This window comes from Citrobacter sp. Cb023 (genome assembly GCF_030336805.1).
GTDB classification, from domain to species: domain Bacteria; phylum Pseudomonadota; class Gammaproteobacteria; order Enterobacterales; family Enterobacteriaceae; genus Citrobacter; species Citrobacter braakii.
The window spans coordinates 81,973-98,829 of sequence record NZ_JAOWCV010000037.1; the positions used below are offsets into that span (position 1 = coordinate 81,973).

The window sequence follows — 16,857 nt, forward strand, 5'->3', positions numbered from 1 at the left end:
TAGTGCTGAGTATTACTGGCCTGCGCCCAGCATCTCGCTATCGATCACAATGCCTTCTTCAGCACCCTTTAACACAAGGTTTGCTTCATAGTATTTACCTGAAGACAGCAGTTTTTGAGCGCTGGCAACGGCTTTACGCGTCTGATTCAGGGGCATCAGGTATTGGGTCTGAAGCACGCTGATACCCGCCAGTTGCAAGGTATCCACAGCACCTTTCCAGTCGCCTTTAGCCATTTTGCCATTCGCTGTATTGATAGCAGATTCTTTAGCTGGGGTGGCAATATAGTCTTCTGACAGCGCAATCGTAGCGTTAATAATCACGTACTGATCGTCAATCATCTTGGCTTTAGGCGCAGCTTTTACAAATTTCGCCCAGTCGTGGCTGTCACCCGCAAGCAGGGAAGCGGCGTCATCGGTTAATTTTTTAGCACTGTCAGGCTGTCCATGAAACAGGGCCAGACGGGCAAGCTGAATATCACGCATCGCGTTTGCACCTTGTACTGCGACCTGCATAATATCGGCAGCTTCTTTTTGTACATTGGCGGTAGCAGTTTGTGCCGGCGTGGTAGTGGTAGCTGCCAGTACCGGGGCTGAGCCCATCATGGTTGCAAGCAGACCTGCAAGAATAATCTTTTTCATTACTTTCTCCTGAATAAATTTGGTATATCTCACCAAACGAAATAAGCATATTAAATAACTTCGAAGAGTGGAATCAGAGCCAGGATAGAATAATGAGCGTTTAATCTTACAGGTGTCAGACGTCTGACACCTGTAAGATTAAACGGATAATGACATTCCTTTATTCTTATATACGAATTCGGAGTGAAAGTCTTATCATCCCATTGTAAGTGATATGTATTAAGTGAATATTACTCTTTTATTAGTAGGTTACATTGCGTTTCTATGTAACGGAGGATGTATGTTTGTTTTTAATCAGCGTAGCCTGAAAGCATTTAATGAAAAAACACTATTTCATTATAAAAGACACGCCACAATCATGGCCGTGCTGTTGTTGGTTTGCGGCATCTGCTGCTTAATCTATCCAATCGCTGCAGGTGTTTACTTAAGCTATGCAACAGGTTTTATGTTCCTGGTGTGCGGCTTCTATTCTATTTACAGCCTGTTTTCCTCGGGTAAAAAGCAGTTGAAAGCCAAATTTACCTATGCCTTTTTTGCTATCGCATGGTTGCTGCTGGGATACTGTTTCCTCGAAAATCCTGTGATTGGTATGAATTCATTGGCAATGGTTTTTTGCTGCCTGTTTATTCTTGGCGGGATTTTTCGTGTTGCTTCCGGCGTCAAAATGTTCCGCAGTCCGGGCTATGGATGGAATATTTTTATCGGTATTTTTGACCTGCTTATTGCAGCCGTATGGCTGAATATGGATCCCGACCGTTCTTATGTGTTTACCTCCATCTTTATAGGCGTTGAGATGATTTTTAGCTCTTTGGCTTTTATCAGTCTGCGCAGAAATGCGTCGTTGGTACAAACTGAAAAACTCGCCGATAAAAATTAATGCTACTTCTGGAGCGCATTGTGAATATTAAATTGATTGTCTCTACAGCTATTCTTATGGCCTCTGTTATGGCGCCGATGAGCCGTGCTTTTGCTACACAGGCAACGGAAGCGGCGCCACAAGATATGACCTGTAAAGAATTCGTTGATATGAGTCGGCAATACATGACAGCAATTGCCTTTGTGATTGTTAATAAAAATTCGGATTTTAAAGGCGATGATTATGTTCCCCTGCACGAGGTGGAAACTGCCGCTGTACCGAAGATGATTAAAATGTGTCATCGACACCCTGATACTAAATTGGGCGAGCTGGCCGTCAATCTGAAGGGCTCCGGTCTGAACTATTGATTACCCGTTTTGATAGCCTGGCATGAGTCAGAATTGACAACCTCTGTACCTACCTTAGTTGTTATCCTACAAGAAAAAATCCCCGTAATGTTTACCCTGCTATCCACGAGAAATTCGCTGGATAGCAGGGCCCGCTAACAACCGTAGACCTGATAAGCGAAGCACCACCGGGCATTGATTACCCGCAGAGCAGAGGGACTCAAGTGTGGTGGAGAATGCCACTCTTAACGTAGTCACAGTATCGTCGCTGTAATGAAATGAAGAACTTAAGGTGAACGGAACCCTTTCTCTGAGAGAGCATTGAGAATCCCTGGGATTTAATAAACTTATCCCAGGGATAATCACGTACGAGGGCAGGGAATCAGCGCCGTGTTTTGAATCGCGCCAGCATGTTTTCTACGAGAACAAAGAACAGCGGAACAAAGTAGATCGCCAGCACTGTTGCGGCCAGCATCCCACCAATAACACCCGTACCGACGGCATTTTGCGCACCAGAGCCCGCGCCGTTGCTTATTGCCAGAGGGATAACCCCTAAGATAAAGGCCAGTGACGTCATCAAAATAGGGCGTAAGCGCATTTGCGCGGCCTCTACTGCGGCTTCAAGCGGCGTTTTTCCTTCCTTTTGCATAATCTCGACGGCGAACTCGACGATCAGAATGGCGTTTTTAGCCGAGAGCCCCATGGTGGTGAGCAGGCCTACCTGGAAGTAAACATCATTGCTCAGGCCGCGCAAGTCGGTCGCCAGCAAAGCGCCGACCACCCCGATTGGCACAACCAGCATTACCGAGAACGGTATCGACCAGCTTTCATACAGTGCCGCCAGTGCCAGAAACACGACGATCAGCGAAATGCCGTACAGCATTGGTGCCTGGTTTGTGGACAGCGCCTCCTGATAAGACAGACCGGTCCAGGCATAGCCGACGCCTGCGGGCAGCTTATTTATCAGCGATGCCATAAATTTCATCGCATCGCCGCTGCTTTTCCCTTCGACCGGCTGGCCCAGAATTTCCATTGCAGGCTGACCGTTGTAGCGTTCAAGGCGGGGAGAACCGTAGGTCCACTCGGTGGATGAGTAGGCCGAAAGCGGCGTCATAGCGCCGGAGGCATTACGTACGTACCAGTGATTAATATTATCCGGCAACATACGGAACGGCGTATCGGCCTGAACATACACTTTTTTAACGCGTCCCTGATTCAGGAAATCATTGACATAGCGACTACCGAACGCCGTGGAGATGGTCTGATTAATATCCGATAATGCAACGCCCATAGCTTCTGCCTTCGTGGCGTTGACATGAATGCGGAACATCGGTGTATCTTCCAGACCATTCGGGCGCACCCCGTCGACCTCACCGGACGACTGGTTGGCCAGCGCCAGAAGCTCGTTTCGGGCCTGCATCATTTTTTCATGCCCAAGGTTACCGTTATCCAGCAGCTCCATGTCAAAACCTGAAGCCGTTCCCAGTTCTGCAACAGCGGGTAAATTAAACGGATAAACGACGGCATTATTGATGGTGCTTAAGGCCATCATCGCCCGTCGAATAATGGCGGTAACTGAGTTTTCTTCACCAACGCGTTCTGACCACGGTTTCAGGCTGATAAACGCCAGACCGTTGTTTTGCCCCTGGCCGCTGAAACCAAATCCGCCGACGGTGAAAACCGAAGCGACATTTTTCTGTTCTTTCGTCAGGTAGTAATCCGTTATTTCCCCGAGCACTTTGCTGGTGTTCACCATCGTTGAGCCCGAAGGCAATTGCGCGGTGGTCATGAATACCCCCTGGTCTTCTTCAGGCAAAAAGGAGGTCGGGGTACGTAGAAACAGCACAATCATGCCCGCGCCAATCACTAAGTACACGACCATATAACGGTCTGTGCAACGTAGCAGTTTACGGGTGCTGTCCGTGTAGTGCTGAGTACATTTCTCCATAAAGTGATTGAAACGGGTAAACAGAAAATGTGTGTTTGCTTTTTCTCCCTCGTGGGATTTCAACAGCATGGCGCAGAGTGCTGGCGTCAGGCTCATCGCCACAAACACCGACAGCAGCATGGAGGAGATTAAGGTGATAGAAAACTGACGGAAAATTTCACCGGTTGCTCCGCTCATAAATGCCATCGGCATAAATACGGCGGATAACACAACGGCAATACCGACCAGCGCTCTCTGCAACTGGCCCATCGCTTTGTGGGTCGCCGCTTTTGGTGACAAGTGTTCTTCGGCAATAATGCGTTCTACGTTCTCAACCACCACAATGGCATCATCGACTAACAACCCTATCGCCAGCACCATGCCAAACATCGTGAGCGTATTAATCGAAAAACCCGCGATGTCGAGTATCGCAAAGGTGCCAAGGATCACTACCGGAACGGCGATTGTGGGAATAAGCGTTGCGCGGAAACTTTGCAAAAACAGATACATGACGAGGAATACCAGAATGATTGCCTCAATCAAAGTATGAAAAACCCCCTGAATCGAAATTTCGATAAACGGAGTGGTGTCATAGGGATAAACGGTTTTCATGCTGGCCGGAAACCAGGCCGATAATCTGTTCAGCTCCTGTTTGACTGCCTGGGATGTTTCCAGGGCATTCGCGCCAGCGGCAAGTTTAATTGCAATCCCGGCGGCGGGTTTTCCATTGTAGCGTGCAACCGTTGCATAATTTTCCGCACCCAGCTCAATTCGCGCGACATCGCGCAGCAGAACCTGGGAACCATCTTGCTGAACTTTAAGGAAGATCTTGCCAAATTCATCGGTAGTTTGCAGGCGCGTCTGGACGATTATCGACGCATTTAGCTGCTGATCGGCTGACTGAGGCATGCCTCCCAACTGCCCGCCCGATATCTGGTTGTTCTGAACTTTGAGCTGGGTAATGACGTCCTGAGGTGTGAGGTTATACTTGTCGAGCTTTTGCGGATCCAGCCAGATACGCATGGCGTATTGCGAACCGAATAACTGTACGCTCCCCACCCCGGCAGTGCGGCTTATTGGGTCTTTGATGTTCGAGGCCACATAGTCGGCAATATCATATTGGCTCAGGCTGTTATTATCAGAGATAAAGCCGGCGACCATCAAAATATTGCTGCTGGATTTATCAACACTGATCCCTTGCTGCTGTACTTCCTGCGGTAAAGAAGGCATCGCCAGCTGCAGTTTATTCTGTACCTGAACCTGCGCAATATCGGGTGACGTGCCCGTTTTGAAGGTCAGGATAATCGACGCATTACCTGCCGCATCGCTGGTGGATGACATATACATCAGGCCATCAAGACCATTCATATTCTGTTCAATCACCTGAGTTACGGAGTCTTCAACGGTCTTTGCGTCTGCCCCTGGGTAGGCAGCGCTGATGGTAATGGTTGGGGGAGCGATTTGTGGATATTGGGCGATCGGCAGGTTCATTATCGCGATACCGCCCGTAAACATCATGATAATGGCGAGCACCCAGGCGAAAACCGGGCGCTCAATAAAAAAGTTGGCCATGAAGAAAGTGTCCTTAATACCTGAAATATTACTGTTCAGTTCCCGCGTCAGGAGTGGTCAGTTTTGAAGGGAGGACCCGGGCTTTGATTCCCGGACGAATTCTTTGTAATCCGGACACAATGACCCGATCGCCGGGGCGTAATCCCGCGGTCACCAGCCATTGATTGCCAACGGCCTTCACGGCGTTTATTTCGCGCAGTTGCACCACGTTTTGCTGGTCAAGGATCAGCGCGGTGGCTTTTCCTTGTTCGTTATGCGTAATCCCCTGTTGGGGGACCATCAAAACATTCTGCTGGCTGCCTTCGTCCAGCAACGCCGTGACATACATGCCGGGTAAAATTTCACCTTCAGGATTGGGGAACACGGCGCGCAAAGTCACCGATCCGGTGGTCTCATCGACGGCGGGATCGGAAAACTCAAGCGTACCGGTATGGCGATAGGGTTTGCCGTTTTCCAGCATCAGCTCAACTGGAATTTTGCCTTGTTGCTGGGCAATTTTGCCGTTGGCTTTCTCTTCTTTCAGGAGTAAGAAATCTTGTACTGACTGTGTTAAATCAACATAAATCGGATCCAGCCGCTGAACGGTGACCAGCGCGTTTTCCTGATTTGCGGTGACCAGGGCACCCACGGTTACGGAGGATTTACCGCTGATGCCATCAATCGGTGAGGTGACATTAGCGTAACGAAGGTTGATGGTGGCCTGCTCAAGATCCGCTTTGGCGACGGCGACATTGGCTTCTGCTTCATTAAGCTGTGAGCGTGTCGTGTCGTAGTCTTGGCGGCTGACGTAATTGGATTTTATTAACGCTGACTGCCGATTTAATGTCAGACGCACATTATTGGCCGTCGCCAGTGCCTTTGCCAGCGCGCCTTTGGCTGAATCCAGTCGTGCCTGCAGCGGGGCAGGATCTATTTGATACAGTGACTCTCCTTTGCTGACTTTATCACCTTCAATAAAGTTGCGTTTTATGATGATCCCACCAACCTGAGGGCGGATTTCGGCGATCTCGAATGAAACCGCGCGACCTGGAAGTTCACTTTTAATATTCACTGAAGAGGGCGCTAAGGTAACAACGCCGACCTCGGGCTCCATCGCGGTGGTTTTTACTGCAGGTTTATTATCGCAGGCGGTGATGATGACGCTACTAAAAAATAATGGTATCAACAGTAAGCATTTTCTGTTCATAGTAATCCCTGAATAAATCGTAAACACCAATGTTCTTTTATTACAGGCAGGGTGGGAGAGTTATCGGTAAATAACAAAAGATGCTCAGGCATGAGATGGCTAAAGCCCATTTTTTCGCTCAAGTGTTAGCGGGTAAAATTATATGTAACAGGAAGAATGCGTGCTAAGCGAAGGATCTCATAAAGCAGGATGGCGCAATAAGGTCAACGCGGGGTGATGTGCTGGGCGTTTGTCAGTACCCGACTCCGGTATATATTCGCGCCATCTTACTACAGAGATTATTTCACTAGCTCCGGAGTTACCTGAGTTACTGTATTAGCGTAATAGGGGGCGCCCCACATGGGTTCAGGCCAGAACGCGCCATAGCCGTAATCCCACATATTATAGGTGGTGTTGACTGACTCCGTTAAATGCCAAACCTGAATGCCCTGTAAATCAACTTTAACAAAGTTGTACGGGATTTTGTTGATGAATCCTGGTTCATCTCCTTGTATTATCCCCAAAATAGTAACGAAATGGTTTCTGTAGTTTACCGGATCGAGAAAACCTTTCTGCTGGGCAAGAATACGCCCCTGATAGCTCGCGTCTATTTGCGGTTTAGCATAGTTGTTCAGTGGCAGAACGGCGATTTCCAGTAATGTATCCGTTTTGGTGTTAATCACATTGATGACTTTACCCCCAAAGCGGGCCTGCTGACCGGTATATAATCCCGGTTGGTTATGCACGGAGATAAAGTTTTTTTGTATATCTGGTTGATTATTACCTTTGATATTCTCAGGAATTGAAGCACATGACGCCAGGGTGAAAGCAAGGGCAACAATTATCAACCCTTTTGTTTTTTTCATTTTACTTTCCTGCTAAAAAAAAGACAGGCCTATAGTAACCCTTTGCTCATTATTGTCAGCAAACGTGCCGTTGATTATCTAAAATTAATATTATTGTAGCTTATGGTAATAACAGGCTGTATTTTATCTGGTCGCTGGATAGGGCGAAAGTGTGTGGCGACAGGGAAAGCGATTTACTGTCGCCACACGTGGAGTCAGGTCCAATGCGTTACCGTGCCCTGGTTTAGCCAGGCGGGTAGGCAATCCTGGATTACGGCTTATTACTACGATTTACTAACGCAGACGTTCGTTGGCGAAAAGGTATTGCCTAACAGGTAGGCATTATTAATTTTATATATTTGCGCACGCTTACTGGGTGTGAACGGGTCATAGATATTATGGATAAACATCTCATCCGACACGTTATCCAGACTGTGTTTACTCATTTTCACGTCTTGCAGAAAAACGACGCCTTTATCTTTTATCCGATAATTAAAACTGACGGAGCGTTGCAGGATAAGGCGACGTCCTGGGCGGTTGTCTGCCAGTGGGGGTGTGGTAATAATCCCTGAGAAATCAATGACGCCAGTGTTATCTGTTTGCAACTGGATCATCAGGCTACCATCGTATTTCCCACCCCCGGGCAGTTCGGGTAGTGAAAGTGTGGAGACGCAATGCACGCTTATTCCCTGATTGACTGGAATGAGGGTGATTCCAGTCGCGCTTAACAAGGCGCTGACAGCGACCAGAACGGCCGCTCCTGCAAGTAATATCTTGGTTTTATATTTAGTATTCATGGATATAAAGGTCCTTGCATCCAGCAAACTTTGTTTTTTCTGCATTATTGAAAGTACAGCGAGATAAAAATATGCGACCTTTTTCGCCGTAGACGTACAGATCGTCAGGCTGGAAAATAAACAATGCGCCAGCCAGACACTTCAGGTGTAAATCAGCCATTTTTTTGGCTTTTTCAAGTTTCGCAGTTGCCACTTCTCGTGAGCTTTCAAAAACGGTATAGACCGGACAGAGATCGATATTGCCAAGTTTATACAACTGCACGACGGGAAGGTGGTTTTGAGTGCTGTTAAACAATGTGTTGACTGGGTAAAGAAGCATGAATAATGAGACGCCCCCAGCTGCAAGCAGCATCATTTTTACGCGTTTTGACAGGGAAGGTGTGGCTTTTGCGGGAGTGAGGGACACCGCGGAAACCAAAGGCGGTTCCTCTATGGTGGTTACCAATCCTTCAGCGATGAAAAAGCCGACCCGTGGTACGGTTTGAATGATCTCGTGTTCACAACCGAGCTCCTGTAATCCTTTACGAATCAAAGAAATATACTGGCTTAATGAGTTGTTTGAGGCTTGCAGACCATTTTTGTCCCAGACATTCGTAAACATCTCTTCTCTCGAGACTACTTTCCCTTCCTGCTCGAGGAGATAGGTGAAGATCCTGTTTGCGGTAATAGACAGGGTGAGTGAGTTGTCCGACGGACTCAGACTCGCCAAAACGCCATCATCAGTCCTAAATGTAACTTCATTGTTAATTAGATATTTCATTTTTTCATCATTAACAGAGTATTACTTAATTATAAACCATAGTGGTATTTCTTCTTCACTACAGTATCGTGAGATGTGACAGGGCCGAGGCAGGAGGAGGGGGGCATTTGAGCATTGTAAAATATCCCCTCTGGCATAAAAAACTATGAAATTATTCATTTTAAGTATAAATACCTGCTTCACTCTGATTAAATTATAAGAGTGCTACTATTTTCAGATAGACCATTATAATCATTCGCCGGTTTGAGGACTGCGTAGTTCTGAGTCTCTGGTTGATTTACAAATTGTCAGTAACTTTAGTAAGTGGCATTTTTATAATGAGTAAACGAAAAGTTACTTAAGTAAAATAATCTAAAAATAGTATGGTATCAAGCGTCTTAAACAACAATTAGAAAGGCTTTGATATTTTTTACTTATTACATTCAACCCCTGGCGGTACAGATGCCGCGGAACTTGCTTATCGCGAGGTGTGTTTTCGACTGACTGAAATCCCTGTTTCTCGCAGTTATAATTTAAGTAACTCAAATGGGTTATATTTTTTCAATATAACCCATGCAATAAGATTTATCTTATAAGTTGTTAGTTGTTTAAGAGCTGTTATTATAAATTTTTTTACGAGATATGAAATAAATTAATATGCGTTTTATTTAATTTGAAATGTTTGTTTATTGTGTAGAAAATTAGGTCGTCATATTACATTGTTTATGCAATTCATTAACAGTTGCTTATGTGTTCCTGTGATGATATCGATACTTAAATCTATAATCACTTGTCTTTTTAGATAAAACATCTATAAATTGCAAATTTATCAGTATAAATAGATTGGTTGTTGATGCGGTAATACCATTCGTCATGTACAGATCGCTCAATGTTTCAGCGGAAAAAACTCCAGAGAAGAGGTATCTGACCGCTGGGTAATTATGAGCATCCCATAATGCTATGTGACCACGAATTTTTCCCAGGAAGGGTATTCGTGGAATTATTCGGAATGGTAATGATGAACAAGATTTTTAAAGTGGTATGGAGTGTTTCGCACTCTTGCGCGGTTGTTGTTTCTGAACTGGCAAAACGTTGTGGTGCTTCTGTGGAAACCAATAGTTCTGCTCGCATTGAATCTGGAACGCATAAATTTAATATTTCAAGAATTGCGCTAAGTATAATAGGTGCCGTACTGGCTACGCATTCAATATATGCTTTTGCCGCTGACTACGTCTTGCCTGATTACTTACCGTCGACTAACGCTAATGGCGCAGGGCAACTTGTTGTCGGTGACGGTGAAAACATGAATATTATCACCGGTACTAAAGGATATGGCAGCATTGCCTCTGGTGCATCGGGCTTTAAAACGATGACTATTCAGCAGGCAATGGATAATGGTTATATTTCGTCAGGTAGTGAAAATATAAATCTGACGCAGACGACTTTAGGTGGTCGTACCCACAGCATTCAATACGTTGACCCCATCACCGGGGCTTCGCGTACAGTCCAGGTGTATGACAGCGATAATTTTGCCTCTACCAGCGTTGGCGATCTGACGACTTATCTGGGGGTCAGCGTCGGTGATGGGCAGTATGTGAATATGAAGCTGGCGACAGTGACATCAGGCGGCACGCTTGATGTGAATGTTGGTTCAACGGAAAGCGGCTGGGCATCGAACTCGGCAAATATCTTCAATGCTGTCACCAAGGTCTCTGGAGTTTATAACGTTGAGAGCAGCGCCAGTGACACTAAAGACGCGGTACTGAATTACAACGCCAAAACCATCGTGCAAAGCGGTAACGTTGGTAATGTCGCGAAAAATACCGGTAAAGATTATAACTTTGATACCGCAACCTATAACGGCACCTTCTCCAGCGCGCTTGGCGAGTATACGGTTAATAATCTTGATGATTTAAAAAACTACAATGATGCTCTGGTGAAAGCCGTAGAGGCTGGGCAACTTTCGCCCACGGACTACGAAGCTGAGCTTCATAAAGCCTATACCACGGAACAGAAAAACATTCACTTCGACACCAATATCCCGGATGGCGATGCGGTGTTGCAGGCTGCGAATCGTGATGTGAACAGTTTTATTAAAGCTTCCGGTGCGCGCTCTGTCGTCAATATTTCTGCTGATGCCAATATTCAGGCGGTTTTTAGCGATACCTCCGTGGTGACGCTGACCGACGGAGCCACCCTCAATAACAACGGCACACTGGGGGTTGCCGCCGGTGCAGCCGGTGGTGATTATGTCGTTTCAGCGCGTGATAGCATCGTAAATAACAATGGAATTATTGATGCGGGTACCAGTCTTGATGTGAAAAATGCGTGGGTTGGCGCCCATACCGGGATTCTCGCGACCGGGACGACAAAGGTAAAGAACGACGGCGTCATCAACCTTGCCTCGCATCAGGATATCTATAACGCCTATGGCGTGCTGATGAATGACACGGCGACCTTTATTAATAACGGAGTAATGAATATTGCCACCGGAGGTGAGCCTGCGAAATCTTCCGATGGTGTCTATACCTACGGCGTGTTTGTTCAACGTAATGCCGTGGCTACTAATAACGGGACGCTCTACATCGGACGCACTGCACAAGCGGTAAAAGATGAGGCGAGCAGTGACGTTCAGGTCACTCTTCCGGCCATTGGTATGTTTGTGAAGAGTGGAACCATCAATAACACCGGGAACATCACGATCGGAGAAAAAGTCGAGAATGCTGTTGCCATTCAGGCAAACGGCAGTGCGTCTCCTGGTGCAATCAACGTTACCCAGGACGGCGTCATTGACATCAATGGCATCGGCTCAGCGCAAAATATTGGCCTGATGGGGATTAACGGTGCAAAAGGGCTGATAAACAGCGGCACGATTAACCTCAATGGGTACAGCGCCAGCGGTATTGAACTGCAGGGAGGGAGTCAGGCGCTTCATTCGGGCACGATAAATATCACCAATGGTAGTACCACGGATAATACATTAAAAAATATTGGTGCCTGGGTCGAGGGGACCGGGTCTCAACTCACGATGAGTGGGAGTGTGAATCTTGCTGCTGATAACGCTATTGGTCTGCACGTTCGTGACGGCGGTGTTATCGATATTACCGATACAGGCAAAGTCTCATTTACCAGTGGCAAAAACCAGATTGGCTATTTTATTTATGGTGAAGGTTCAAAAGTAAACGCCTCCTCTACCAATACGCAAGATGTCTCGACTGAAGGGTCAACATTATATCGCATAGAAGGTGGTGCGACTTTTGATGGCAGCGGGTCGTCTGGTACGACAATGACGGCATCAGGCACCGACAGCACTATTCTGCAGGTGACCGGGACGGGGAGCCATTTTGATTCCGGCTCGCAATCGCTGAGTATCACGGGTGACGGCGCGACCGGGATTCGGGTTGAAGGCGGAGCGGATGGGGTTATCACCAAAGACGCGGTGATCGTGAAACTTTCCGGTAAAGATACCACCGCCGGGATTGTGGACGGTAATTATTATGACTTGTCCGGGAATGTCGATGAGAATCAGAAAGGTGACTCAATCCTGACCAGTTACGCCACGCTGAATACCAGTAATACGGCGGATGGTGCTTTCGGCTACATCGCCCGCAACGGCGGTACGCTCAACCATAAAGGCAGCATCGACTTTGACCAGGCGGGCAGCACAGGCGTGCTGGTTTCCGGTGGTACGTTGAATAACGACGGCGACATCAAGGTTAATGGCGTGGCGGTCAGCATCGAAGGCGCTGATTCCGTTGTGAACAACAATGCGACGGTTACCGCGACGGATGGCACCGCAGCCTATCTCGTGGGCAATGATGCGTCATTAAGTTTGACGGGTTCGGGAGAAACCAAAGCATCGGGGGACGCGCACGGTATCTTGTTGGCCGCCGGTGCGAAAGGTCTGCTGGTCGATGGAGCCATCATCACGATGGACAGTACGGGTAAAGGAAGCGCGATTGAAAACGTCGCCAACATTGCGGGTATCCAGCTAAAAGATACAACTATCAGTGTGGGGAATGGAATCGGTATTCATACCGGAGCATCCCTGGCGCAGACCAACTCCGGAACGATTAATGTAACGGGGAGCGGTACGGGGATCCTGTTTGAAAATATCGACGGCAGCGAAACGAATCAAACGCTGGATATGTCTGACTCGCGCGATCTGGTTATCAATGTTGAGCAGGCTGCGGGTAAAGGGATCGTCACCAATGCGTCAACCGACCTGAAAACGGGCGTCAGCGTTAACGTACTCGACGCTAACGGTGGTGAAGCGTTGATTGTCGGTGGTTCGACCAAAAATGTTGAACAGGCTGGTGAGTTGACATCGAAATCGACCAGCCACGCGGTGGTGAATGTTAATAACGGTTCCCTGGAAACGTTTATCAATAAAGGCGTTATTAAAGCGCTGGATGCGTCGCAAAAAGCGGTAGAAATGCTCTCGGGGGCAGGCATCGCGTTTACTAACGCGGCGGGTGCCAGCATTGTTGGTCAGGTTAACCTGATGAGCGGTGATAACACCGTTACGCTGGAGTCTGGCAGTACCGCAACCGACATCAAGACGGGCAGCGGTAACGATCTGTACCTACTGAAAGATGTCAAAGAGACAGAAACCTCGCTGTTTACCAGCCTCAATGGTGGTGATGGGGAGGATACACTTCAGTTGAATAACGCACAGTACATCCTCAATCACGCCGATGCTATTACCGGCATGGAGCATATCGATCTCACTGCTGGTTCAGTATTTACCGTTAATAATGTTGATTTTGCGTTGGGTGATAACCAAAACGATGCGACCGGTACGGGTTACAACATTGATACGACCAGCACCTTGTCGCTGAATTCTGACGCTGTGCTGGCTTTTAATAGCCATCTGGCGGGAACCGGAACTGTCGCCGTTGATGCCAGCGGTAATGCGTTTGATTTTACCAGCAACAATGCGGCAGATGGATTCAACGGTACGCTGGCGCTAACGAACAGCACCTTTGAGCTGGCTGGATTAAACACTCAGGCGCTGAGCCAGGCAACATTAAATGTAGGCGAGGGGAACGTCACCCACGTGGGGTCCGGTGAGCAAAATATCGGAGGCCTGGCGTTTAACGGCGGCACCATCAGCTTTGACGGGGTGACGCCGGGGCAGAGCAGTTCCGAAGGAACAATTCATGCTGGCGCGATGGATCTCTCCGGACGCGGAACCGTGCAGGTTGATACCGGCACGATTACGAACGATCGTCCGCTGGCTGATACCACGCTATCACTTCTTGAGCAGGACGATGCGCAGTCCCTGATTCAACTGGCAACGTCTGATTCTTCCGTCACCGGCGGTGCGGGCAATCTGACGCTGACCGATAGCAATGGCAATATCATCAGCGATGGGGTTGAAGCCGGTATCAGCCAAAATGGCGAGATTGTTGCGAATGGAACCTATGATTATCGCCTCACCGGAGGGGATAACGATGATGGACTGTACATTAGCTATGGTCTGACACAAGTCGAACTGCTCGCATCCGGAGACAATGCACTGGTCCTGGATGCGAACGGAAAAACCGGTAATGCTGCAGATCTGAGCGCTCGCGTGACTGGCAGTGGCGATCTGGCGTTTGACAGCGCCAAAGGCCAGACGGTATCGCTATCGAATATGGATAACGATTACACCGGTATCACCGATGTGCGCAGCGGCAACCTGCTGATGAAAAACGATAATGTACTGGGACAGACCGGTGAACTACGTCTGGCCGCCGATACCGGTTTTGACATGAATGGTCATAGCCAGACTGTCGGTAAGCTGACGGCGGGGGCTGACTCACTGCTGAACATCAATGGCGGTAGCCTGACCCTGGAGCAGGGCGGAACAGCCGATGGAATATTGACCGGAAGCGGCACGCTAAACATCAATGGCGATACGCTGACCATCACCGGTGAAAACAGCACGCTGACGGCAAAAACGACCATTGCAGAAGGTGCGCGCGTGCTGATGAACACGACGCTGGGTCTCGGCACGGGCGATATTGTGGCGGCGGGAACGCTGACGATGAATAAGGCGGCAGGTGTGCTTTACAACAGCATCAGCGATGCCGGACGGATTGAACTTACCGAAAGTGATGTCGCGCTGGTGGGCAATAATAGTGCCTTTACGGGCCAATTTGCTATTGATGCGGATTCCCGGCTCACCGCGTTCACAGCAGAAAATCTGGGCAGCGCAGAGGTGCACAATAGCGGTTCACTGGTGCTGGACAGTAATACCGCCTGGCAGCTTAATAACGACGTTTATGGTAGCGGCGACGTGACCAAGCTGGGAGCCGGATCCATTACTGTCGGTGATAACGCCGCCTGGACGGGGAAAACGGATATTGAGCAGGGCGGCCTGGTTCTGGGTGACGGCACATCTCCAGTCACGCTTGCCAGTACCGAGGTCAACATTGCTACGGCGGGGATGCTCTCGGGCGTAGGGGGCGTCGCAGGTAATGTGAATAACGCCGGTGTGCTGCAGGTGGGTACCGGGACCGGTGACAACCTCCTGTTCACTGTAGAGGGAAACCTGGTTAACAGCGGTATCCTCGCAACCGGTGTGAATGGTCAGCAGGCCGGTAATCAACTGGTGGTCAATGGCAATTACACGGGTAATGATGGTCATCTTTCCTTAAACACTGCGCTGGGGGATGACAATTCCGTTACGGATAAGCTGGTGGTGAAAGGTGATACCAGTGGCACTACTTCTGTCAGCGTCACTAACGCCGGTGGGAAAGGTGCTGCAACGATTGATGGTATCGAAGTTATCCATGTTGATGGCGTATCGGACGGTGAGTTTATTCAGGCTGGCCGTATTGTGGCGGGGGCATATGACTACAGCCTTGGACGTGGTCAGGATGAAAACAGCGGCAACTGGTATCTGACCAGCGGTAAAACCAACCCCGATCCGCAGCCAAACCCGGATCCAGATCCCGATAAAGATCTGCGTCCGGAAGGCGGCAGCTACACGGCTAACCTGGCGGCAGCCAACAACATGTTCGTCACCCGTTTGCACGATCGTCTGGGCGAAACGCAGTATATCGATGCCCTGACCGGCGAGCAGAAAGTCACCAGCATGTGGATGCGCCACGTCGGTGGGCACAACAACTGGCGTGACGGTAGCGGCCAGTTGAAAACCCAGAGCAACCGTTACGTATTGCAACTGGGGGGGGACATTGCGCAATGGAGCCAGAATGGGCTTGATCGCTGGCACCTTGGCGTGATGGCGGGCTACGGTAACGATCACAGCAATACCCAGTCTTCACGCACGGGCTATCGTTCAAAAGGCTCAGTGAATGGCTACAGCACCGGCGTTTATGCCACGTGGTATGCCAATGATGCGTCGCATAACGGCGCCTGGCTGGACAGCTGGGCTCAGTACAGCTGGTTTGATAACAATGTTAAAGGCGATGACCTGCAAGGCGAATCGTACAAATCGAAAGGGGTTACCGCTTCGCTGGAAATGGGGTATGCCCAAAAAATGGGCGAGTTTGCCGGCAGTCACGGAACGCTGAACGAATGGTACATACAACCTCAGGCGCAGGCAGTCTGGATGGGAGTGAAGGCGAACGACCATCGTGAAAGTAACGGTACCCGTATCACCAGCAACGGTAATGGTAATGTGCAGACCAGACTGGGCCTGAAAACCTGGATTAAGAGCCATCACCAGATGGATAACGCTAAAGAGCGTGAATTCCAGCCGTTTGCCGAGCTGAACTGGCTGCACAATTCACGCGATTTCAGTACGACCATGGATGGCGTGAATGTGCGCCAGGATGGAGCGAAAAATATTGCCGAGGTAAAAGTGGGTGTGGAGGGACAGGTAAGTCCTCGTCTTAATCTGTGGGGCAATATCGGGGTTCAGGCTGGCGACAAAGGGTATAACGACAGCGCTGCGATGGTAGGTGTGAAATGGAACTTCTAAGCTGATTCTACCGGGCAAGTTCAGCCAGACTGGCGCA

At 48.8% G+C, this 16,857-nt stretch carries 9 protein-coding genes; 3 read left to right on the forward strand and 6 right to left on the reverse strand.

Features of this window, described 5'->3' with window-relative positions:
- Nucleotides 1–12: 12 nt before the first annotated feature.
- A complete protein-coding gene (locus tag OGW44_RS13210) occupies nucleotides 13–639 on the reverse strand; it encodes a YfdX family protein (RefSeq protein WP_016154099.1) in 627 nt (208 codons plus the stop codon).
- Nucleotides 640–919: 280 nt separating this feature from the next.
- Here OGW44_RS13210 and OGW44_RS13215 point away from each other — a divergent pair, with 280 nt between their 5' ends.
- The gene (locus OGW44_RS13215) at nucleotides 920–1,516 is read left to right on the forward strand and encodes a DUF308 domain-containing protein (RefSeq protein ID WP_047358942.1); all 597 of its coding nucleotides are present in this window, start codon (nucleotides 920–922) and stop codon (nucleotides 1,514–1,516) included.
- Entirely contained in the window at nucleotides 1,516–1,863 is a 348-nt protein-coding gene (locus tag OGW44_RS13220; protein ID WP_131346601.1) for an HdeA/HdeB family chaperone, read from the forward strand. The genes OGW44_RS13215 and OGW44_RS13220 overlap by 1 nt, the downstream gene beginning before the upstream one ends.
- Nucleotides 1,864–2,224: 361 nt before the next feature.
- On the opposite strand, the gene OGW44_RS13225 is transcribed toward OGW44_RS13220, so the two are convergent.
- The 5 genes from OGW44_RS13225 to OGW44_RS13245 form a co-directional block, all read right to left on the reverse strand.
- Nucleotides 2,225–5,341, reverse strand: a complete 3,117-nt coding sequence (locus OGW44_RS13225) for an efflux RND transporter permease subunit (RefSeq protein WP_185654492.1) — start codon at nucleotides 5,339–5,341, stop codon at nucleotides 2,225–2,227.
- A gap of 28 nt (nucleotides 5,342–5,369) precedes the next feature.
- Nucleotides 5,370–6,527, reverse strand: coding sequence for an efflux RND transporter periplasmic adaptor subunit (locus OGW44_RS13230; RefSeq protein ID WP_185654493.1), 1,158 nt, complete (start codon nucleotides 6,525–6,527; stop codon nucleotides 5,370–5,372).
- Between the two features lie 278 nt (nucleotides 6,528–6,805).
- The gene (locus OGW44_RS13235) at nucleotides 6,806–7,372 is read right to left on the reverse strand and encodes a Slp family lipoprotein (protein WP_049271008.1); all 567 of its coding nucleotides are present in this window, start codon (nucleotides 7,370–7,372) and stop codon (nucleotides 6,806–6,808) included.
- Between the two features lie 263 nt (nucleotides 7,373–7,635).
- Nucleotides 7,636–8,148 (reverse strand): FidL-like protein, encoded by a 513-nt coding sequence (locus tag OGW44_RS13240; protein ID WP_185654494.1) that lies wholly within the window; start codon nucleotides 8,146–8,148, stop codon nucleotides 7,636–7,638.
- Entirely contained in the window at nucleotides 8,138–8,908 is a 771-nt protein-coding gene (locus OGW44_RS13245) for a winged helix-turn-helix domain-containing protein (RefSeq protein WP_049271013.1), read from the reverse strand. Before OGW44_RS13245 ends, OGW44_RS13240 begins: the two co-directional genes overlap by 11 nt.
- A gap of 973 nt (nucleotides 8,909–9,881) precedes the next feature.
- On the opposite strand from OGW44_RS13245, the gene OGW44_RS13250 reads away from it, so the two are divergent.
- Complete coding sequence (locus OGW44_RS13250) at nucleotides 9,882–16,820, forward strand: autotransporter outer membrane beta-barrel domain-containing protein (RefSeq protein ID WP_185654495.1); 6,939 nt, start codon at nucleotides 9,882–9,884, stop codon at nucleotides 16,818–16,820.
- The last annotated feature ends 37 nt before the right edge of the window (nucleotides 16,821–16,857 follow it).

Excerpts from the sequence above, each read along its gene's own strand:
- OGW44_RS13210 (WP_016154099.1), bottom strand. The coding sequence starts at position 639 with ATGAAAAAGATTATTCTTGCAGGTCTGCTTGCAACCATGATGGGCTCA.
- OGW44_RS13215 (WP_047358942.1), top strand. The coding sequence starts at position 920 with ATGTTTGTTTTTAATCAGCGTAGCCTGAAAGCATTTAATGAAAAAACA.
- OGW44_RS13220 (WP_131346601.1), top strand. The coding sequence starts at position 1,516 with ATGCTACTTCTGGAGCGCATTGTGAATATTAAATTGATTGTCTCTACA.
- OGW44_RS13225 (WP_185654492.1), bottom strand. The coding sequence starts at position 5,341 with ATGGCCAACTTTTTTATTGAGCGCCCGGTTTTCGCCTGGGTGCTCGCC.
- OGW44_RS13230 (WP_185654493.1), bottom strand. The coding sequence starts at position 6,527 with ATGAACAGAAAATGCTTACTGTTGATACCATTATTTTTTAGTAGCGTC.
- OGW44_RS13235 (WP_049271008.1), bottom strand. The coding sequence starts at position 7,372 with ATGAAAAAAACAAAAGGGTTGATAATTGTTGCCCTTGCTTTCACCCTG.
- OGW44_RS13240 (WP_185654494.1), bottom strand. The coding sequence starts at position 8,148 with ATGAATACTAAATATAAAACCAAGATATTACTTGCAGGAGCGGCCGTT.
- OGW44_RS13245 (WP_049271013.1), bottom strand. The coding sequence starts at position 8,908 with ATGAAATATCTAATTAACAATGAAGTTACATTTAGGACTGATGATGGC.